Below are 19,753 nucleotides of genomic sequence, written 5' to 3' on the forward strand. Positions count from 1 at the left end.
GGATTACAGTCGCCCCTGCAGGTAAGGCCCGAGCGAGATCAGCACCACCGCCGCGATGGCCAGCACGATGCCGGTCGCCTGCAAGGCATTGACGCGTTCGCCGAAGAACACCAGCGCCACCACATTGACCGCCACCAGCTGGATCACCGCCGACAGGCTGAACGACACCGACATGCCGAACTCACGAACCAGCCGCAGCATCATCAGATTGCCCGCCGTATAGAGCGCCAGTGTCAGCACGATCTTGCCAAGGCTTGGCGCCAGCCCCCATTGCTTGGCCGCGATGGCCGCCAGCAGGAAGATCACCGTCGAAATGACGAGCTGCGCCAGTCCCCAGAAACTCACTTTTGTGCCTCGCTGTCCTTTGTGGCAGCTCTTGTTTCGCAAGCGTGGCGGCACGTCAAGCAGACTGCGGCGGAACAGGCCACGGCCGAGGTGCTGAATGAATGGCAGCGCGATCGCGGTCTGACTGCCACGCTCGGTCGGATTCGTGCAAACCCAGGCAGCTGCACTCAAGCATTGGAAAAGAATGGACTTTTAAACATGGCGTCCTACGTCTTCTGGAGGAGACTGCGATGCCAAAGTCCGTCTATGACCGTGGCCTGCTGAAACCCGACGACATCGCCAGGCTGCAACGCGTGTTCGACGAAGCCTGCCGCAGGCGCGACGTGCATCCCGATTCGGCGGAGGCGCGGGAGATCGCGCTGAACCTGCTTGCGCTGCACAATGCCGGGATGGTCGAGGAAGATATGCTTATGGAAACCGTGGGTTTCCGCAGGTTGGAGCCGAAATCAGCCTGAGGCCCGCAAGGCGGCCTATCCGGCGCGCTGCACGACGGCCACATTCATCTCTGCCCTCAGCCTGAAGCCGATGGACTCGTACAACCGGACCGCGCCGGCATTGCTGGCATAGGCATGCAGGTAGGGAACTTCGCCGCGCGCAAAAATTCGGTTGGCCACGAACACCGACAGCAGCCGGCCGAGGCCGCTGCCGCGAAATTCGGGATGCGAGCAGACGCCGCTGAGTTCGCTGTAGCCGGGCTGCTTCATGCGCTCGCCGGCCATCGCCGCCAGCCGGCCGTCGATCTTCACGCCCCAGAACTCGCCGAGGCTCAGCGCCTTGAGCGTGAACGGGCCGGGCCTGGTCAGTGACGCCAAAGCGAGCATCCCGGCCGCGTCGTCCTGCGTCAGCTGCTGCACACGCTCGTCCGACACGGCAGGCAATGGCGCCGCAGCAACCATCTGAACACCGAAGGCGGTCACGGTCGCGGTCAGTTCCGGCGGCAAGGCAATGGGGTCCGCCTGGAGCATGAACACGCTCTCACCTGCAGGAATGAGGCTTGCGAGCGCCTGCAGGCTCTCAGCGTCGTCTGCCCCGGAAGCCGCGAAGGGGACGATCGAGGAGGGATAGCGCCTGGCGAGCCTGTCGCCATACGCAAAGATCCGATGCCGCGTGTCGAGCGCGCTCCAGACCGGACGATCGAGGACATGGCTCATGGCGCGACATCCTGTTTCACACGACGGTCGAGCGGGGCCGCCGCCAGGCCGTCCTCCATTGCCGAGAGTTGTTCGAGAAGCGGCCCTGCAAGGCCTTTGCACAAGTCGGCAACGGCGTTCTCGATGCGCGGCCAAACGTCTCGCTTCGCCTTATCGACCAGGCGCTGGCCGTTCGCGGTCAGCGAGATCATCCTGCGGCGCTGGTCGTCGTTCGATGGCGCGGCCTCGACCAGCCCCAACTCGGCCAGCAGCGCCACGCTGCGCGTCACCCCCGGCTGGGTGATCCCCAGTGACTGCGCCAGCTCGCCGACAGGCAGCGGCCCGAGCCGGTCGAGCGCGGCCAGCAGAGGATACTGGCTGGACTGCACCGGCACCTCCAGCCCATCGAGCATGCGCTGCGTATCGGCCTGCAACTGCTCGCCGATACGCTTCAGCCTGCTGCCGAGGGTGAGGTAGCCAAGGGATCGAATGATGTCTTCCATGGGTGATCCGCATGCTGGATAAGTATAACATGTTATATAATGTTGCAATGAACGAGTTCAAGCGCCTGCTTTGGAGGTTGGTCGCAAGCATCTCAACTTCGTCGTCCTTGGGCGAAGCAGGAGCGAAGCTCCGTCGCGGAGACCCAGGGATCATGCCTTGGCCGTGGAAGCAGCGGGGCAGAACCTGCAACGCAGCGTAGCTCAGAAGTCACGGCATGGATCCTCGGGTCTGCGCCGCGTCGCTACGCTCCTTGCTTCGCCCGTGGATGACGACGGGATGGCGTTTCGCCCAATCGCCAGGATATTCGATCCCGTCTTGCAGATGCGTTGAACCACCAGTCCGCGCCACAGCAGCAGCCCGAAGTGCGGTGGTTCTCCGTCCAGAGGCGCTCGTCTACAACCCCTTGGCGATCTGACCGGCAATCGCTTCGGCCTGCAGGCCGGCGCTGTGAAAATAGCTGGTCAGGCTTGGCCGCATGCCGATGAACCACAGGCCGGGCTGGCCGCCCGGGGTGCCGCCATTGGCCTTCGGCACGCCCTTGGCGTCGAGCACGCCGAGATCGCCCAGCATGGCCTCCAGGCCGGTGCGATAGCCGGTTGCCGCGATCACCACATCCGGCTCGAGCACCGTGCCGTCGTTCAGCCGCACGCCGGCGCCTTCGAAAGCCGCCACCGGCGCCACCACCGAAATCCGTCCGGCCTTCAGCGCTGCGACGGCGCCGTCGTCGACGGCGATAGCGATCTGCTCGACGCCGAGCCGGCTGGCGCCGCCTTTCGGCGCCGGCGGCAGGCCGAAGCGGGCGAGGTCGCCGAACACCAGCCGCTGCGTCGCGGCAATCGCGGCATCGGCAATCCACGTCGGCAGCATCGCCATGAAACCGCCGAAGCGCGCCACGGCGACCTTGCCGATCCGTTTCGGCATCAGCGACGGACCCTGCCTGGCTGACAAGCAGATGGCCTTGGTGTCGGCGCGGGCGAGGTGGTTGAGCACGTCGAAGCCGGAATTTCCGGCTCCGACCACCAGCACGCTTTTGCCCACATAGTCCTGTGCTGTGCCGAAATCGGCGGCGTGGACAAGTTTGCCGGTGAAAGTCGCCTTGCCTTGCCAGTCCGGCGTCCATGGCAAGCGGTCGCGGCCGGTGGCGACGATGACATTGCGGGCGCTCAGCGTTTCCCGGCCCGTATGGACGAGCCAGCCATTGCCTCTGCGTTCGATCCGCTCGACGGCGGTACCGAATTCGACCCTTATGCCACGCGCGCGGGCAAAATCCTCGAGATAACCGACGATGGCATCCTTGTTCGGAAAGGCGGCGGTGCGTGGCGGATAGGCAAGGCCGGCAGGGCCGATAGCGCGCGATGCGTGTTGAGGGTCAGCTTCTCGTGCCGCCGTCGCCACGGTTCGGCGATCCGCGGCTCCTTTTCAAGCACGACGACCCGCACGCCGCGCCGGCCAAGCGCGTCGGCGGCCGCCAGCCCCGCCGCTCCGGCGCCGATGACGATAACCGTATCGTCGGGTCCTTTCGGCCCCAGGACGATAGGCATCGTTTCGCTTGTCGTAGCCGCCATTCGGTCGAGATTTCCTTTCAGGTGCGCCATGGGGACCCGTCCTATATGGCACGTCCCATATGGCACAGGGGCGATATGATCGATAATGAGGTCGCGTCAATGCGACTGATTCGAGGCCTTGGGGGCAAGCCTCTGTTTATCATCGGCACGCGGAAGCTCGACCATGCCCTCCTTGCGCATCTTTCTCGACAGACTGCTGGAGGGCGCCGCAGCCAAGGTGCCGCGCCAGGATTTTTCGCATGTCGAGCGGCTGGCGCTTGTCCGCCAGCACGGCGACTTCTCGCTGGCCTATTCGACCGCCGTGCAGCAAAAACTGTCCTATTTCGGCGACGCCGACGGCTACATCGCCTTCGGCACCAAGATGAAGCACCATTTCGCGCTCGGTGACCCGGTGGCCCATCCGGCTGATCGGCCCGACTATATCAGGCGCTTTGTCGAAGCCGCCGACAGCCCGTGGTTCGTGCAGATCGGCGAACCGACGGCGCGCGTTCTGGCCGGGCTCGGCTACCAGGTCAACCGTCTCGGCGTCGACACGCGGCTGGAACTGCCGGCTCACGATTTTTCCGGCAAGCGCAACGAAACCGTGCGGTATTCCGAACGCTGGCTGTTGAAGAAGGGGTTTTCCTTTGGCGAAGGAGCGGTCTATCTCGACGAGGTCCAGCGCCTGTCACAGAACTGGCGGGCCGACCGCATCGTCAAGCGCTGGGAGATGGCGTTCCTCAACCGCCCCTTTGCCGATCATCTCGGCATCGATATGCGCCGTTTCGTGCTCTACAGCCCGGAAGGCGAGCTCGTCGCCCTGCTCGATTTCGATCCGATGTTCCGGGATGGCAAGGTGATCGGCTACACCACCTCGTTCAAGCGCAAGCACATCGATGCCTCGCCGCATGCCGAAATCGGGCTGACCAAATTCGCCGTCGACCGGTTTCGCAATGAGGGCATTTCGGTCGTCACGCTCGGCCTGTCGCCGATGCTTGATGTCGGAGCCAACAGCTTTGCCGAATCGAGCTTCTGGCGCAACGCCTTCGAGCGGGCCTATGAGTCGCCCTGGGTCAACCGCAGCAAGTTCAACCTCAAGGGCCAGGCGGCGTTCAAGCGCCGCTTCCATGGCGTCGAAGAACCGACCTACATCGCCTTCCGCCAAGGCAGGCTGATCGAGATGCTGGGGTTGCTGCGCCTGATCAAGGCGATCTAGCGATATCCGTGGCGGCCAACGTGGCTGACCTGCCCTCAGCAAAACTGTTGATTGACCGGCGAATGAGCGATCGCCTAATGCATGTCGCTCAGAAGTGGCCCCGGTTTTGAGACAACGACATGCATAAGAACAAAGACCTAATGCGCGTCGCCTGAGTCCGTTCAAACGCGACGAGCTTTTAGGGCGGTTGGGGGTCAGTTCCTTAGCCGGTAGCCGGTGCGGAAGATCCAGGCGACGATGGCGATGCAGATGGCGAGGAACACCATCGTCATGCCCAGGCTGACGGCGACCGAGACATCGGACTTGCCGTAAAAGCTCCAGCGGAAACCGCTGATCAGATAAACGACCGGGTTGAACAGCGTCACCGTGCGCCAGGCCTCGGGCAGCATGTTGATCGAATAGAAGCTGCCGCCGAGGAAGGTCAGCGGCGTGATGATCAACAGCGGTACCAGCTGCAATTGCTCGAAGCTTTTCGCCCAGATGCCGATGATGAAGCCGAACAGGCTGAAGGTCAGCGCCGTCAACACAAGGAAGGCCAGCATCCAGAACGGATGCAGGATGGTGAGCGGCACGAACAGCGAGGCCGTCGCCAGGATGATCAAGCCGAGGATGATCGACTTGGTCGCGGCGCCGCCGACATAGGCGATGACGATCTCCAGATACGACACCGGCGCCGACAAGAGCTCGTAGATGGAGCCGACGAATTTCGGGAAATAGATGGCAAAGGAAGCGTTGGAGATCGACTGCGTCAACAGTGACAGCATGATCAGCCCCGGCACGATGAAGGCGCCGTAGCTGATGCCGTCGATCTCGGTGATGCGCGAGCCGATGGCCGAGCCGAAGACGACGAAATAAAGCGATGTCGAGATCACCGGCGAGACGATGCTCTGCAGCACGGTGCGGAACGCACGCGCCATCTCGACCCGGTAGATCGCCCATACTGCTCGCCAATTCATGGCTCTTGCCTCAACAGATTGACGAAGATCTCCTCGAGCGAGCTGTTTTGCGTGTCCATGTCGCGGAACTGGATGCCGGCCGTCTCGAGTTCGCGCAGCAGCGATGCGACGCCGGGGCGTTCGCTCTGGTTGTCATAGGTGTAGGTCAGCTGTGTGCCATCGCCCGACAGCTCCAAGGCGTAGTGCGAGAATGCATCGGGAATGGCGGTGAGCGGGTTGCGCAATTCGACGATCAGGCGCTTGCGGCCGAGCTTGCGCATCAGTTCGGCCTTGCCCTCGACCAGGATGATCTCGCCGCGGTTGATGACGCCGACACGGTCGGCCATCGCCTCGGCCTCTTCGATATAGTGCGTGGTGAGGATGATGGTGACGCCGTCGTCGCGCAGCCGTCGCACCATCGCCCACATGTCCTGGCGCAGTTCGACGTCGACGCCGGCCGTGGGTTCGTCGAGGAACAGGATGCGCGGCTCATGCGAGAGCGCCTTTGCAATCATCAGCCGCCGCTTCATGCCGCCCGACAGCGTGATCGCCTTGGCGTCCTTCTTGTCCCACAACGACAGGTCGCGCAGCACCTTTTCGACGAAGCCCGGATTGGGCGGCCTGCCAAACAGGCCGCGGCTGTAGGTGACGGTTGCCCAGACGCTCTCGAACGCGTCGATGGTCAGCTCCTGCGGCACCAGCCCGATCAGGCTGCGCGCCGCGCGGTAGTCTCGGTTGATGTCGTGGCCGTCGACGGTCACCGTTCCCGACGAACGGTTGACGATGCCGCAGACGATCGAGATGAGCGTCGTCTTGCCGGCGCCGTTCGGCCCCAGCAGCGCGAAAATCTCGCCACGTTCGATGTCGAGGTTGATTTCCTTCAGCGCCTTGAAGCCGGTGGCGTAGGTCTTGGTGACCCCGGAAATCGAAATGATGGAAGGCAAATTCGTGGAAGACATGAGGCCGAAAACGACTGTTTGAAAGAGGCGGGGATTATTATTGCGCTGAATGTCGGTGCGCACGGCGGGAAGTCAATGCCGCTGCTGACAATTGTGGACAAACGTTCCCCTTTTGCCGTTTCGTCATGGGGGTATCGGGGCACTGACGGATTGATCCCATCTGCTGCGACAACGCGCCCCGCGTGACGCCAAGCCGCTTTGACCGGACCGCATCCGCCGCCTATTCTGCGCCAACAAACAGCAGCCGGAGCCCGCATGGACCCGCTCATCCTGTCGCGAATGCAGTTCGGGGCGAATATCTCGTTCCACATCCTGTTTCCGACCATCACGATTGCGCTTGGCTGGGTGCTGCTGTTCTTCAAGCTCCGCTACAACGCCACCGGCGATTCCGCCTGGATGCGCGCCTATTTCACCTGGGTAAAGGTGTTCGCGCTGTCCTTCGCCATGGGCGTGGTCTCGGGCGTCACCATGAGCTTCCAGTTCGGCACCAACTGGCCGGGCTATATGGAGCATGTAGGCAACATCGCCGGGCCGCTGCTTGCCTACGAGATCCTCACCGCCTTCTTCCTCGAAGCGGCCTTCCTCGGCATCATGCTGTTCGGGTTCCGCCGCGTCTCCAACCGCGTCCACACGCTGGCGACGGTATTGGTCGCCGGCGGCACCACGCTGTCGGCCTTCTGGATCATTGCGCTGAACTCCTGGATGCAGACGCCGGCCGGCTTCGAAATGATCGACGGCAAGGCGCATCCCATCGACTGGTGGGCGATCGTCTTCAACCCGTCCATGCCCTACCGTCTGACACATATGCTGCTTGCCTCCGGCCTGACGGTGTCGTTCCTGATCGCCGGCCTGTCGGCGCTGCGCTATCTCACCGGCGACCGGTCGGAATCGATGTGGAAGGCGCTGCGCACCGGGGTCTTCACCGCCGCCATCCTGATCCCGATCCAGATCTTTGCCGGCGACCAGCACGGGCTGAACACGCTGGAGCACCAGCCGCAGAAGATCGCTGCCATGGAGGCGAACTGGAACACCGGCCCCAACGTGCCGCTGGTGCTGTTTGCGCTGCCCGACGAGGCGGCGAAGGAAAACAAATTGGAGATCGCCATTCCCGACGGCGCCAGCATGGTGCTGCGCCATTCCACCAGCGGCATCGTGCCGGGGCTGAACGACTATCCCGGCCTGCATCCGCCGGTCTTCCCGGTGTTCTGGGGCTTCCGCATCATGGTCGGCACCGGCATTTTGATGCTCATCGTCTCGTGGTCGGCGACCTTCTTCCTCAAGCGCCGCCACAGCCTGCCGAGGCCGCTGGCCATGCTGATGGTGCCGATGGCGCTGTCGGGCTGGCTGGCGACGCTGGCCGGCTGGTACACCACCGAAATCGGCCGCCAGCCCTGGCTGGTCACCGGCGTGCTGAAAACCGCCGACGCTATCGGCCCGGTCGCCGGCAGCCATGTCGCGCTGACGCTCGCCATCTATCTCATCCTCTATGTGCTGCTGCTGATCGCCTATCTTGGCGTGCTGGTGCACCTGGCGCTGAAGGCCGCCAAGGACGGCGATACCTCGCCGCTGCCGGGCGTCATGAAGACGGCGATGTCGCAACCGGCCGCAGCGAAGTGAGGAATGGTCCGCGTAGCGGACGAAAAGCCAACGATTTGGCTTTTCGAATGACGAACGCCCGGAGCCATAGCGAAGGGCAGAACCGTTGATGAGAGGGATGACAGACCGATGACCTTCGACTGGCCAACCGCGCTGCCCCTGATCTTCGCCGGCCTGATGGGCCTCGCCATCCTGATCTACGTCATCCTCGACGGTTTCGATCTCGGCATCGGCATCCTGTTCTCGGTCGCCGAAGATGCCGAGCAGGACACCATGATCGCGGCAATAGGCCCGTTCTGGGATGCCAACGAGACCTGGCTGGTGCTGGCCGTCGGCCTGCTCCTGGTCGCCTTCCCGCTGGCGCATGGCGTCATCCTCACCGCACTCTACATTCCGGTCTTCGTGCTTTTGGTCGGCCTCATCCTGCGCGGCGTCGCCTTCGATTTCCGCGCCAAAGTGCCCGCCGGCAAGAAGCATCGCTGGAACCGCATTTTCTTCCTCGGTTCCGTCATCGCCTCGCTGGCGCAAGGCTATATGCTCGGCGTCTATGTGCTTGGCCTCGATGTCGGCTTTGGCGGCATCGCTTTCGGGGCGCTGGTGGCGCTCTGCCTGTCGGCGGCCTATGCAGCGATGGGCGCTGCCTGGGTCATCTACAAGACCGAGGGCGAATTGCAGAGGAAGGCGGTGGCCTGGCTGCGCACGGCCCTTGTGCTGACCGCGCTCGGCATGGCGGCGGTGTCGCTGGCGACCCCATTCGCCAGCCCGCGCATCTTCGCCAAATGGTTCGTCTGGCCCGAAATGCTCTATCTGTCGCCGCTGCCGATCCTGTCGGCGCTGCTGTTCCTGTGGCTGTGGCGGCAGACCTTCCACCTGCCCAAGCCCGACGACCGCCATGCGCTGCGGCCGTTCCTGACGCTCGCTGCCATCTTCGCGCTCGGCTTTGCCGGGCTTGCCTGGTCGTTCTACCCCTTCGTGGTGCCCGAGAGGCTGACCATCTGGCAGGCGGCGTCGGCGACGGAAAGCCTCGCCATCATCCTCGCCGGCACGGTGGTCGTGCTGCCGGTGATCATCTTCTATTCGTTCTATGCGTATCGGGTGTTTGGGGGCAAGGCGACGGATCTGACGTATGATTGAAGGGCTCTCTAATCGCGGTTTGCGCGAGGCACCCCCCTCTGGCCTGCCGGCCATCTCCCCCTCAAGGGGGGAGATCAGCTCTCACTGCGGCCTTCGCCAACCTTGCAAGATGAGCACCGTCAGCGACGCTGCCAATCTCCCCCCTTGAGGGGGAGATGCCCGGAAGGGCAGAGCGGGGTGCTGTCCCGCTGGCGTCTCAGGTAGGGCGTCGCCGCTCTCTGCGTCCGGCCAAGTCCTATCGCCCCTCAGCTCTTCCCCGCCAGCACCAGCACCGGCTTCTCGCTATACAACCCCGGGAACAGCGCCTTCAAATTCGCCACCTTGGGCAGGTCGTTGTAGACGATGTAGGGGTAGGTCGGGTTCAGCGTCAGAAAGTCCTGGTGATATTCCTCGGCCGGATAGAAGGTTTTGCCCGTCTCCAGCGTGGTAACGATGGGCTTGGCAAACACCTTCGCCTGGTCGAGCTGGGCGATGTAGCTCTGGGCGATCTTCTGCTGCGCATCGTTCTCGGCAAAGATGGTCGAGCGGTACTGGGTGCCCGAGTCGGGGCCCTGGAAGTTCAACTGCGTCGGGTTGTGGGCGACCGAGAAATAGACCTGCAGCAGCTGGCCGTAGGTCACCTTGGACGGATCGTAGGTGATCTCGACCGATTCGGCGTGGCCGGTGCGGCCGCTGCCCACCGTTTCGTAGACGGCGTCATCCTTGGCGCCGCCGGTGTAGCCGGAGACGGCCTTGGTCACGCCCTTGACGTGCTGGAACACGCCCTGCACGCCCCAGAAGCAGCCGCCGGCGAAGATAGCCTTCTCGCTGCCGCTGGCGGCCTTCTCGTCCACTGCCGGCGGCGGGATCACCACCGCGTCCTCGGCCGAACGCGCCGGGCTCTGCCAGAAGGCAGCCGCGGCGGCGGCGACGATGAGCGCGGCAAGCGCGCTCTTGAAGATCGGCGTTCTCGTCCTTGCAATGCCGGTCATGTCTGATCTCCTTGATGGTGGCGAAGACTATACGACAGAACGTCCCGCCTGGTTTCTCAAATTGCCGTGCGCCGGCCCGGCCATTGTGCGGCCGGGCCATGGGACCAAGCCTTATTGCGCGGGCGCCATGGCGTCCGCCGGCTTCATCGCATCCGTTGCGGGTTTCATGGCATCGGCCGGCTTCATGGCGTCGGCGGCGGGTTTCATCGCATTCGTCGCCATCGGGTCGGCTGGCTTCATGGCATCGGTCGCCGGCGCCATGGCATCGGTCGCGGGCTTCATCGCATCGGTTGCCATCGCCGGCTTCATGGCGTTGGTCGCGTCTTCGGCGCGGGCGCCGGCGGCGAAGCCGATCATCGAAAGCGCAAAAGCGAGCGCGGTCAGGGTCTTGGTCATGATGGTATTTCCTCCTTGAAGAGGGCGCGCGGATGCGAGCCCGGTTATGCCGCGCTAGCGGCGTTGCGTAGAAAAAGAATCAGTCGGCGGCTGCAGCCAGGATCGGCCCACCACCCGGCGACTGCACCAGCACCGCGGTGCTCAGCCCGCCGCTTGCCGCCGGCAGCGGCAGTGTGGTGGCGTCGCCGCTCCAGCTGCCGAGTTTCTCCAGCGAGTGCACGACATTGGCATGCGGCAGCGTGCGGCCGGTATTCTCGCCGCGCGCCACCGGCACTTCGATGACGCCCTTGTTGTAGCGGACCAGCCAGACATCGGCCTTGCCGCCCGGCGCGGAACCGGCGCCGATGCTGATCTTGCCGCCGTCGAGCGACAGCGTCGGCCCGTTCGTGTGACCGCTCGCGGAAATCAGCTGCTCGATCTCGCCGGGCGCTGCACCCACCGCATCGGCACCGCCATTGACCACGACCTGCGGCGTGAACGGGCCGGAGCGGCCGAGCGACGGCTCATAGCGCACCTGGCGCTGGGTAAATTCCTCGCGGCCGAAAATGTCCTTCCAGCCGAGATAGTCCCAGTAGGTGACGTTGAACGACAGCGCCAGAACGCCCGGCTCGTCCTTGACCTTGATCAGATTGGCATTGGCCGGCGGGCAAGACGAACAGCCCTGGCTGGTGAACAATTCGACCACGGTGAGCGGCTGGGCGAAGGCGGTGCCGCCAAACATCATCAGCGCCGCACCTGCGGCAGCCAGCATGCCGGCGCGTTTTGGGTTAAGTCCAGTCATCGGGGGTCTCCGTTGCGGCGGGTTCATCCCACACTTCGTCGCTGCCCGAGGCTTCGTTACATGGTTCACCGCTTCGTGATTGGGGGCGGACGCGTCGTTGCCTTCTCCCCTTGTGGGAGAAGGTGGATCGGCGCGAAGCGCCGAACGGATGAGGGGTGTTCCAGCGGAGTGAGACGTTGGTTAATCTAACGTCATGCCACATCAGCCCGTCGCTCCTGCCAAACGAAACTTTGCCCGTTCGCTCCGACGTGAAATGACGGAGGCGGAAGACAAACTGTGGCACGAACTACGTGACCGCAGGCTCGATCGGATCAAATTTCGGCGCCAAGTTCCTGTTGGAAAATACGTCGCCGATTTCGCTTGTCTTGAATCACTCCTCATCATCGAGATCGATGGGAGTCAGCATGCGGACTCAGAGTCAGACCAGGCCCGTAGAACGGAACTGGAGGCGAGAGGCTTTCGTGTGTTGCGCTTTTGGAACGACGATGTCCTGAAAGACATGGACAGCGTCTGCACCACGATAATCGCTTATGTAAGGGATGTCAGTTTGCAGCCATGGCGGTGAAAGAACGCCGGCGTCAAGCTGGAACACCCCTCATCCGTCTCGGCGCTGCGCGCCGATCCACCTTCTCCCACAAGGGGAGAAGGCAAGGGCACCGCCACCCCGCTTGCCCCTGCAACCCGCCCCTGCTAAAGCGCGCGCCATGAGCACGCCTCTCGACCACATCCGCAATTTCTCCATCGTCGCCCATATCGACCATGGCAAATCCACGCTTGCCGACCGGCTGATCCAGTCCACCGGCGGGCTGGAGCTGCGCGACATGAAGGAGCAGGTGCTGGACTCGATGGACATCGAGCGCGAGCGCGGCATCACCATCAAGGCGCAGACGGTGCGGCTGAAATACCGCGCCAACAATGGCGAGGACTATATCCTCAACCTCATCGACACGCCCGGCCATGTCGACTTCGCCTATGAAGTGTCGCGCTCGCTGGCCGCCTGCGAGGGCTCGCTGCTGGTCGTCGACGCCAGCCAAGGCGTCGAGGCGCAGACGCTGGCCAATGTCTACCAGGCCATCGACAACAACCACGAAATCGTCGTGGTGCTGAACAAGGTCGACCTGCCGGCGGCCGAGCCCGAGCGCATCCGCGAGCAGGTCGAGGAGGTCATCGGCATCGACGCCTCCAACGCCGTGCTGATCTCGGCCAAGACCGGGCTTGGCATTCCCGATGTGCTCGAAGCCATCGTCCACCAATTGCCGCCCCCGCGCGAAGGCGATGCGTCAGCACCCCTGAAGGCCATGCTGGTCGACAGCTGGTACGACGCCTATCTCGGCGTCATCGTTCTGGTGCGCATCATCGACGGCGTGCTGAAAAAGGGCGCGACCATCCGCATGATGGGCACCGGCGCAAAACATCTGGTCGAGCGCACCGGCGTGTTCACGCCGGCCCGCATCAATGTCGACGAGCTTGGCCCCGGCGAGTTCGGCTTCTTCACCGGCTCGATCAAGGAAGTGGCCGACACCCGCGTCGGCGACACCATCACCGAGGACAAGCGCCAGACCGCGCACGCTCTACCCGGCTTCAAGCCGGCGCAGCCGGTGGTGTTCTGCGGCCTGTTCCCGGTCGACGCCGCCGATTTCGAGGATCTGCGCGCCGCCGTCGGCAAATTGCGCCTCAACGACGCCTCCTTCTCCTACGAAATGGAAACCAGTGCCGCGCTCGGCTTCGGCTATCGCTGCGGCTTCCTTGGCCTGCTGCATCTGGAAATCATCCAGGAGCGGCTGGAGCGCGAGTTCAACCTCGACCTCATTGCTACCGCGCCCTCGGTCGTCTACCGGCTGCTGCTTACCGACGGCTCGATGAAGGAACTGCACAACCCCGCCGACATGCCCGACGTGGTGAAGATCTCGGCCATCGAGGAGCCGTGGATCCGCGCCACCATCCTGACCCCCGACGACTATCTCGGCGGCATTCTAAAACTCTGCCAGGACCGGCGCGGCATCCAGGCCGACCTGTCCTATGTCGGCAAGCGCGCCATGCTGATCTACGACCTGCCGCTCAACGAAGTCGTCTTCGATTTCTACGACCGGCTGAAGTCGATCTCCAAGGGCTACGCCTCCTTCGACTACCACCTGACCGACTACAAGGAAGGCGACCTGGTGAAGATGTCGATCCTGGTCAATGAGGAGCCGGTCGACGCGCTGTCCATGCTGGTCCACCGCACGGCGGCGGAAAAGCGCGGCCGCCAGATGTGCGAGAAGCTCAAGGAGCTGATCCCGAACCACCTGTTCAAGATCCCGATCCAGGCCGCCATCGGCGGCAAGGTCATCGCCCGCGAAACCATCTCGGCGCTGCGCAAGGACGTGACCGCGAAGTGCTACGGCGGCGACGTGTCCCGCAAGCGCAAGCTGCTCGACAAGCAGAAAGAGGGCAAGAAGCGGATGCGCCAGTTCGGCAAGGTGGATATTCCGCAGGAGGCGTTTATCCAAGCGCTGAAGATGGGGGACTAAGCGGTCCGGCCCATGGCCGGACGCATCGACCCGGTGGGTCGATGCGAGCGCAAATCCGGGTGGGAGCTGCCGCAAGCAGCGGGTCCCACCCCGGGGGGTGCGGCAGTGCGGTGGCCCCATCGGGCGTTCACCCTCGGTACGCCGGTGGCATCAGACTACCGACCGCTGCCCATCTTACGTGGAGGACCCATGAGAAGGTCTAACGGTCCAAAGGTATCTTCTCTCATCCAGATATTGGTTGGTTCGACGTCATTCGTTGGGAAGTAACTCACTATCGCCCAGCCCGAGTCGTCCCGGCGGACATACACGGGCCTATTTGTGTCTAGGTCCAGGACTTCCATTGTTCCAAGGTGAAGTGCGGTAGGCGTGTCCCACACGACACCGTGCAAAATGGAGCCGCCATTTAGCCTCTCAATTCTTCTCACGATTAGCGGCAGGAAACCCTGCTCCTGTAACTCGGTTTTGAGCAACGTCAACTTTGGCCTGCCGGTACGGCCGAATGGCGAATATGTGAGCCGTTTGTTGGTGCAGGGATGCAGCGTCCATGGTGGACCAAGGCAGTCGAAAAAGGCGCCTCCGCCCCGTGGCCCGGAAATGTAGTAGACGCCAACTTGACAGACGGGGCACTTGGACCACGGTCCGTTGCTGTAACTGCGGATGGAGGCGCGCTTCCATCCTTTCCATCGGAATGTGGGTAATCGCGAACGTTGCCCGCCGCTAAAGTCGCATGTGCAGTTAGGATGATGGTTCCGACCATTACAAGGCATGCTCGCCTCCTGAACGAAGCTAAACATACGCGAGTCGCGCATTACAGCGTAGGACTCATAGCTCTACCAACGACAGAAACGCAGAATCACCAATTGTAAAAGCGCGGCCAGATTCTGTGCGCACTTCATCACCCTTGCACAGCGAAACTTATGTTCTAATCTCTGGCAAGAATCATCGCAGGCTTTCGATGGAATCATGAGTCAACGTTCACCAAAATTTTTCCTTCGCGAAAAAATAATAGCAGAAATAGTCAATCTGCCGAACTTGAAATCCACGTGGAAAAAGAAAACACACACAGACTTCAGAAATTTCTTTCTGACTGATCCAGTTGATCATCTCGATGTAAACATAAGAATAGACGATCTTTGCAATAGATTGTCACCAAGATAAAATCCGGTGAGTATTCCGTTTCCGGGACAAAAAGATACCTAGTTGAAAAGTCGAAGGGCTTGTGTAGGCAGATGACGCTGCCATCCGTTGAGGATGCGCTGACTCTTCAATGCTTGGCAGACGCTTTTTGGTATGAAATCAAAGCGAAAGCACCATCGAAGAATGCCTTTTTTGAACCGAAGGACCATTCGTTCGCTAAGAACGATGACGACGAACCTGAGTATGGATCGGTCAAGGCATGGCTTGAATTTCAGAAAGAAATTCTAGGGTTCTCGGAGGAGAATAAGTACATAATTATAGCCGATATAGCGAATTACTACGACTTCATTGATTTTTCGCACCTCAGGAATGTGATCGTTTCTATGGTGACCATAAGGGAACCCATCACAGATTTTCTTATGTACATGTTGTCTGGGATGTGCTGGAAGCCAGACTACATGCCAACCAGAGAAGTGGGAATGCCTCAAATAGATATTGATGCCCCGCGACTGTTAGCACACTGCTTTCTATTCGAACTCGATGCGGTCGTTGAGGATATGAAGTTTTCCAACTATGCGCGCTTTATGGATGACATCGATGCGGGTGCCAATGACATTGCTGAAGCGAAGAAGATCATTAAGTCCATAGATCTCACGCTTCAAACGCGGCAGCTGAGGCTGAACTCAGGTAAGACGCGTATCTTCACGTATGTGGAGGCTCGGAAGCACTTCAAAGTTCTAGAGAATAGGGTGCTCAAAAAATTCAAGAAGGATGTGATAGACGTTGATCCGCCGAAGGCAGCAAAGCGGCTACCAAAATTAATGTCGAACTGGCATCGCAGACGCGCCTTTGACGATGGGAACGGAGAAAAAATCCTCAAGCGAATTTTGACCCACTCCATTAAAGTTGGTGCAAAATTGGATCGGAGTTTAATTTACGATTTCATTCGCCTTAGACCGAACATACGCGAGTCGGCCTTTCGATACCTATCGCATGACGGATATACCGTCTCGGACATAGAGGGCATAAATAAGATAATTGAGGAGGGATACGTTTGCGACGATAGCTTTTTCGTCGAGTACGCCAAATCGCTGTCGGTGGGAAAGGTCTCACCTACCCAAGAAATGCTCCTAGCAATAAAGAAGACTATCACCACTATATGCACCGATGACTTTTACAGATTTTATGGCACCTTGTTATTATGCTTTAGGTTTATGGATGCCAATGAGACGATCCAGATTTTGAAAGCGCACGAGGGCGTTTGGCGCCATGATAGCCATCTCGGTAGGCTGGTTGGGGGGCTTTCACCGATAGCAAGGCGCGACAAGAAATACACCGAACTCAGTGAGATAATTCGGACTTCACTCAACGGCGACGCAATAGCCATTCTAAATTTTCACTACAGCGTGCGCACCGACGTGAAGTTTCTATCTCCAATTCTCACTAAGTTTTCTGCCCGAGATAATAGCTTTCCCTGTGGTATTAGATTGGGGAAATGGCTCGTGCTCCATAGCATTCTGCAAAATAAGGACCTGCCCGATGCCAAACGAAAGAAAATTGTCTCAATTTTCCAAGGCCTAAAGGGCGAGCCTCATTTTTCAATTGCCGAAATATAGCCGACACGCCTGTGGGGCCGATGTCGGTGATGGACGAATCCACCACCAACATTGGCAATTTCTTTCGTGGACTCGTACTGTCCGTCGGCGTCGCCATAAGCCGCTTGGTGAGCCCGCCTACCTTGGCGTATCCTCCCCGCCTTGGCGAGACACCACATGCGCTCCAATCTCGACACCATCGCCGCAATCGGCCTCGCCATCGGCGGCGCCTTCGGCCTGGCCGGCACCTTCGTCGCCAGCGCTCCGCTGCGCGAAACGCTGTGGGCAATCGATGGCGTGGCGCTCGTGGTGGCGACCGCGCTGCTGACCATGAAATACCAGCGGCTGGGCCATGACTGCGTCGCCGCGGGCTTCCTCACCTTCCTCGCCGGCGAGAGCTTGATCCTATCAGGCAATGCGGCGGGGCTGGAGGCCAGCGTGCCCTCCTATGTCGGCGGCATCTCGCTGTGGGCGGCAGCGCTGGTCCTGATCGGCGCGGCGAACACCTTTGCGCTGTGGATGCGGCTCACCGGCCTCATCGCCGCCATTCTGTTTGTCGTGACGGTGGCCATGGTGCTGTGGAGCGCGCCCTTGCTGCCGACCTCGGCGCCGCTGCCCGCCGCTGGCTATCCGTTCCTGGTGCTGACGTTTGTCGGCTGGATATGGACGTTGCTGAAGTCGCCGAGGTGATTGACGCGATCCGGCGGCTGGCGCCGCATGTGAAGTGGGGCAGTAGGGGGGGTAGGGTATCACGAGGCCGCCCCCTCATCCGGCCGCTTCGCGGCCACCTTCTCCCCGCTGGGGAGAAGAGGCGAGCACCAGCGCCGAGCGAGCTCCTCTCCCCTCGAGGAGAGGTCGGATTGCCCCGAATTGCCTTTCGCAATTCGGCTGGCAATCCGGGTGAGGGGGACTTGCCTAGCCGTGGCTCTAGGCCCGGCCCTCGCGGCGTGCGACCCTCGCATCTCCGATTCGGGATCCCATCATGCTCCGCCTCACCCTTGCCGCCCTGCTCCTCGCCACCCCAACCCACGCCGCCGACATGGCGTTCTTCGTCAAGAACCTGCGTAGCCAGGCGGTGGCGGTGGAGCTGTTCAGCCGTGACCGCAAGATGTCGTGGCCGGGCGGCGACCAGGTGTTTCTGATCGAGCCCAACTCGCAGAAATCAGTGCCGATCTCGTGCAATCAAGGTGAGAACATCTGCTACGGCGCCTGGGTGAATGGCAATGATGCGATTTCGGCCGGCGTCGGGCCGGATAATGACCAGCCGTGCGATACGTGCTGTTTCATCTGCGTGGAGAAAACGACCGAGACGATCGATCTGGTGGAGTGAGGGGCGGGGCGCCGAAGCTGCTGATCTCCCCCCTCGTGGGGGAGATGTCCGGCAGGACAGAGGGGGGCGCGAAGGATCGCCAGCGTATGGATCAGCAAGCCTAAAATTGAATGACGTGGCTGCAGGAATGAGAGGTCGGCGGGACAGCGCCCTCTGCCTTGCCAGGCATCTCCCCCACGAGGGGAGAGATCAGCCGTTCCGCCCTCCACCAATCACCCCAAAATCAGTCAGCCGCTCCCCTTCAATGTCAGCCGCCATCATGCGATGCTGATTCCCTCGGCCGGGGGGCCGATTTGCCTCGGGGGTTTCAATGTCTTTCACCATCACGCGCCGCATCTTCGTCGCGCTCTCGCTTGCCGCGATGTTTGCGCCGGCCGCGCACGCCGCCGACATCACCTTCGCCGTCAAGAACAGCCATCCCAACGCCATGCGCCTCGAGCTCTACAGCCAGGACCGCGACTATGTCTGGCCGGGCAACGACAAGGATTTCTATCTCGACGATGGCGAGACCAAGCAGATCCCGGTGTCGTGCGACGAAGGCGAGTCCATCTGCTACGGCGCCTGGGTGGACGGCGACGAGGGAACCTATTGGGGCGTCGGCCCCAACAACAAGGAAAAATGCGAGGATTGTTGCTACACCTGCAATGGCGGCGAGACGGAGGAAATTGAACTGACGCCGTAGGAAGTACAGCCAAACTCCCCCCAAGTGGGGGAGCTGTCCGGCAGGACAGAGGGGGCGCCATAGAGCGCAAGCCTCGGCAACCACCGAGCATCGTAATGCCGCACACGCCTCGACATCGCGCAAACGCCAGATCGATGCGCAAAGTCCTGACGCCAGCCGAACTCAAGCTCTGGAACGAACTTCGTGCCCACCGGCTATGGGGCTTGGCTTCCGGCGACAATTTCCGATTGCCGCCTACATCGTCGATTTCGCTTGCCCGGAGAAGAAGCTGGTCATCGAAGTCGATGGCTCCCAGCATGCGGACGCCGGCGCGGCTGCCGGTGATGAAACGCGGACATCGCACCTCGAACAAGATGGCTGGACCGTCCTGCGGTTCTGGAATGACGACGTCATCCGCGACGTCGACAATGTCTGCCAGCATATTGTGATTGCGGCTGGGCTTGGAGGCGCATCCTGAACCGTGCCGGTGCTGGGCTTTAGGCAGGGAAAGGTCGGCGGGACAGCGCCCCCTCTGGCCTGCCGGCCATCTCCCCCACGAGGGGGGAGATCGGGTTCCGCCTTGGCTTTCGCCAATTATCCCAGCAACGCCCTTTGACGCTTCGGGCCGCCCGCCTTGCGCCAGGAATTGAACCGGTGCGTCGCGGCGGCAAACGAGATCTTCATCTGCTGGGCGACCGAATAGCGCGACTTGCCTTCGTCGAACAGGCGGTAGCAGCATTCGACGCCCTCCTCGGTCAGCTTGCCGTCGGGCGCCTTGTTGTGCGGATTGGCGGGGTCGAATTTTTCGACCTGCTGTTCGACCAGGCCTTTCAGCCGTTGCAAATCGGCCTCGATGCTGGCGATCAGATCGAGGACGGGTTTCGGATCGAAGTGGTCGTGCGGCTTTGCCGTCATCTTGCTCATGCCTTTCGCTTGCGTATCGCGACCGATATAGGCGAACATTTGCCGATAATGAAGGGCGCGTTGCAATCCGGCGCTTCAACATTTC

At 61.5% G+C, this 19,753-nt stretch carries 20 protein-coding genes and 2 pseudogenes; 11 read left to right on the forward strand and 11 right to left on the reverse strand.

What is annotated here, in order from left to right:
- Positions 1 to 3: 3 nt before the first annotated feature.
- Positions 4 to 345 (reverse strand): hypothetical protein, encoded by a 342-nt coding sequence (locus tag NLY43_RS18175; RefSeq protein ID WP_023681268.1) that lies wholly within the window; start codon positions 343 to 345, stop codon positions 4 to 6.
- Positions 346 to 575: 230 nt separating this feature from the next.
- Here NLY43_RS18175 and NLY43_RS18180 point away from each other — a divergent pair, with 230 nt between their 5' ends.
- Positions 576 to 800 (forward strand): hypothetical protein, encoded by a 225-nt coding sequence (locus NLY43_RS18180; RefSeq protein ID WP_023673272.1) that lies wholly within the window; start codon positions 576 to 578, stop codon positions 798 to 800.
- Between the two features lie 15 nt (positions 801 to 815).
- Here the strand turns inward: NLY43_RS18180 and NLY43_RS18185 are convergent, their stop codons facing one another.
- The 4 genes and pseudogenes from NLY43_RS18185 to NLY43_RS32595 all read right to left on the reverse strand — a co-directional run.
- On the reverse strand, positions 816 to 1,496 hold the full coding sequence (locus NLY43_RS18185) for a GNAT family N-acetyltransferase (protein ID WP_023710370.1): 681 nt from the start codon (positions 1,494 to 1,496) through the stop codon (positions 816 to 818).
- A complete protein-coding gene (locus tag NLY43_RS18190) occupies positions 1,493 to 1,978 on the reverse strand; it encodes a MarR family winged helix-turn-helix transcriptional regulator (RefSeq protein WP_023687520.1) in 486 nt (161 codons plus the stop codon). Before NLY43_RS18190 ends, NLY43_RS18185 begins: the two co-directional genes overlap by 4 nt.
- Before the next feature lie 394 nt (positions 1,979 to 2,372).
- Positions 2,373 to 3,374 carry a flavin-containing monooxygenase gene (locus NLY43_RS18195; protein WP_245264049.1) on the reverse strand — a complete coding sequence of 334 codons (1,002 nt, stop codon included), beginning with the start codon at positions 3,372 to 3,374 and terminating at the stop codon, positions 2,373 to 2,375.
- A 50-nt stretch (positions 3,375 to 3,424) separates the two neighbouring features.
- Positions 3,425 to 3,574: pseudogene (locus NLY43_RS32595) on the reverse strand (hypothetical protein); the annotation flags it as partial.
- Positions 3,575 to 3,707: 133 nt separating this feature from the next.
- Here NLY43_RS32595 and NLY43_RS18205 point away from each other — a divergent pair.
- The gene (locus NLY43_RS18205; protein WP_023710369.1) at positions 3,708 to 4,739 is read left to right on the forward strand and encodes a phosphatidylglycerol lysyltransferase domain-containing protein; all 1,032 of its coding nucleotides are present in this window, start codon (positions 3,708 to 3,710) and stop codon (positions 4,737 to 4,739) included.
- Between the two features lie 194 nt (positions 4,740 to 4,933).
- On the opposite strand, the gene NLY43_RS18210 is transcribed toward NLY43_RS18205, so the two are convergent.
- Entirely contained in the window at positions 4,934 to 5,695 is a 762-nt protein-coding gene (locus tag NLY43_RS18210) for an ABC transporter permease (protein WP_023710368.1), read from the reverse strand.
- Positions 5,692 to 6,618 (reverse strand): ABC transporter ATP-binding protein, encoded by a 927-nt coding sequence (locus tag NLY43_RS18215; protein ID WP_023710367.1) that lies wholly within the window; start codon positions 6,616 to 6,618, stop codon positions 5,692 to 5,694. The genes NLY43_RS18210 and NLY43_RS18215 overlap by 4 nt, the downstream gene beginning before the upstream one ends.
- A gap of 270 nt (positions 6,619 to 6,888) precedes the next feature.
- Here NLY43_RS18215 and NLY43_RS18220 point away from each other — a divergent pair, with 270 nt between their 5' ends.
- Both NLY43_RS18220 and NLY43_RS18225 read left to right on the forward strand, forming a co-directional pair.
- On the forward strand, positions 6,889 to 8,250 hold the full coding sequence (locus NLY43_RS18220; protein ID WP_023692969.1) for a cytochrome ubiquinol oxidase subunit I: 1,362 nt from the start codon (positions 6,889 to 6,891) through the stop codon (positions 8,248 to 8,250).
- Between the two features lie 108 nt (positions 8,251 to 8,358).
- The gene (locus NLY43_RS18225) at positions 8,359 to 9,363 is read left to right on the forward strand and encodes a cytochrome d ubiquinol oxidase subunit II (RefSeq protein WP_023710366.1); all 1,005 of its coding nucleotides are present in this window, start codon (positions 8,359 to 8,361) and stop codon (positions 9,361 to 9,363) included.
- Positions 9,364 to 9,608: 245 nt separating this feature from the next.
- On the opposite strand, the gene msrA is transcribed toward NLY43_RS18225, so the two are convergent.
- From msrA to NLY43_RS18240, 3 genes are all read right to left on the reverse strand, one after another.
- Positions 9,609 to 10,334 carry a peptide-methionine (S)-S-oxide reductase MsrA gene (gene msrA, locus NLY43_RS18230; protein WP_023710365.1) on the reverse strand — a complete coding sequence of 242 codons (726 nt, stop codon included), beginning with the start codon at positions 10,332 to 10,334 and terminating at the stop codon, positions 9,609 to 9,611.
- A 111-nt stretch (positions 10,335 to 10,445) separates the two neighbouring features.
- The gene (locus NLY43_RS18235) at positions 10,446 to 10,730 is read right to left on the reverse strand and encodes a hypothetical protein (RefSeq protein ID WP_023710364.1); all 285 of its coding nucleotides are present in this window, start codon (positions 10,728 to 10,730) and stop codon (positions 10,446 to 10,448) included.
- A gap of 79 nt (positions 10,731 to 10,809) precedes the next feature.
- Positions 10,810 to 11,511, reverse strand: coding sequence for a DUF1223 domain-containing protein (locus NLY43_RS18240; protein ID WP_023710363.1), 702 nt, complete (start codon positions 11,509 to 11,511; stop codon positions 10,810 to 10,812).
- Positions 11,512 to 11,704: 193 nt separating this feature from the next.
- On the opposite strand from NLY43_RS18240, the gene NLY43_RS18245 reads away from it, so the two are divergent.
- The 7 genes and pseudogenes from NLY43_RS18245 to NLY43_RS18275 all read left to right on the forward strand — a co-directional run bounded on the left by NLY43_RS18245 (position 11,705) and on the right by NLY43_RS18275 (position 19,222).
- The gene (locus tag NLY43_RS18245) at positions 11,705 to 12,076 is read left to right on the forward strand and encodes an endonuclease domain-containing protein (protein ID WP_023681256.1); all 372 of its coding nucleotides are present in this window, start codon (positions 11,705 to 11,707) and stop codon (positions 12,074 to 12,076) included.
- A 139-nt stretch (positions 12,077 to 12,215) separates the two neighbouring features.
- Entirely contained in the window at positions 12,216 to 14,021 is a 1,806-nt protein-coding gene (lepA, locus tag NLY43_RS18250) for a translation elongation factor 4 (protein WP_023687530.1), read from the forward strand.
- A 1,229-nt stretch (positions 14,022 to 15,250) separates the two neighbouring features.
- The gene (locus NLY43_RS18255; protein ID WP_023710361.1) at positions 15,251 to 16,774 is read left to right on the forward strand and encodes an RNA-directed DNA polymerase; all 1,524 of its coding nucleotides are present in this window, start codon (positions 15,251 to 15,253) and stop codon (positions 16,772 to 16,774) included.
- A gap of 156 nt (positions 16,775 to 16,930) precedes the next feature.
- On the forward strand, positions 16,931 to 17,443 hold the full coding sequence (locus NLY43_RS18260) for a hypothetical protein (protein WP_023710360.1): 513 nt from the start codon (positions 16,931 to 16,933) through the stop codon (positions 17,441 to 17,443).
- A gap of 292 nt (positions 17,444 to 17,735) precedes the next feature.
- Entirely contained in the window at positions 17,736 to 18,083 is a 348-nt protein-coding gene (locus tag NLY43_RS18265) for a hypothetical protein (protein ID WP_031199006.1), read from the forward strand.
- A 310-nt stretch (positions 18,084 to 18,393) separates the two neighbouring features.
- The gene (locus NLY43_RS18270) at positions 18,394 to 18,765 is read left to right on the forward strand and encodes a hypothetical protein (protein ID WP_023710358.1); all 372 of its coding nucleotides are present in this window, start codon (positions 18,394 to 18,396) and stop codon (positions 18,763 to 18,765) included.
- A gap of 95 nt (positions 18,766 to 18,860) precedes the next feature.
- Positions 18,861 to 19,222 (forward strand): annotated as a pseudogene (locus tag NLY43_RS18275) (endonuclease domain-containing protein).
- Between the two features lie 116 nt (positions 19,223 to 19,338).
- Here NLY43_RS18275 and NLY43_RS18280 read toward each other — a convergent pair.
- Positions 19,339 to 19,659 (reverse strand): hypothetical protein, encoded by a 321-nt coding sequence (locus tag NLY43_RS18280; protein WP_023681249.1) that lies wholly within the window; start codon positions 19,657 to 19,659, stop codon positions 19,339 to 19,341.
- Positions 19,660 to 19,753 lie beyond the last annotated feature (94 nt).

The organism is Mesorhizobium sp. C416B (assembly GCF_030323165.1).
Taxonomy (GTDB): Bacteria; Pseudomonadota; Alphaproteobacteria; order Rhizobiales; family Rhizobiaceae; genus Mesorhizobium.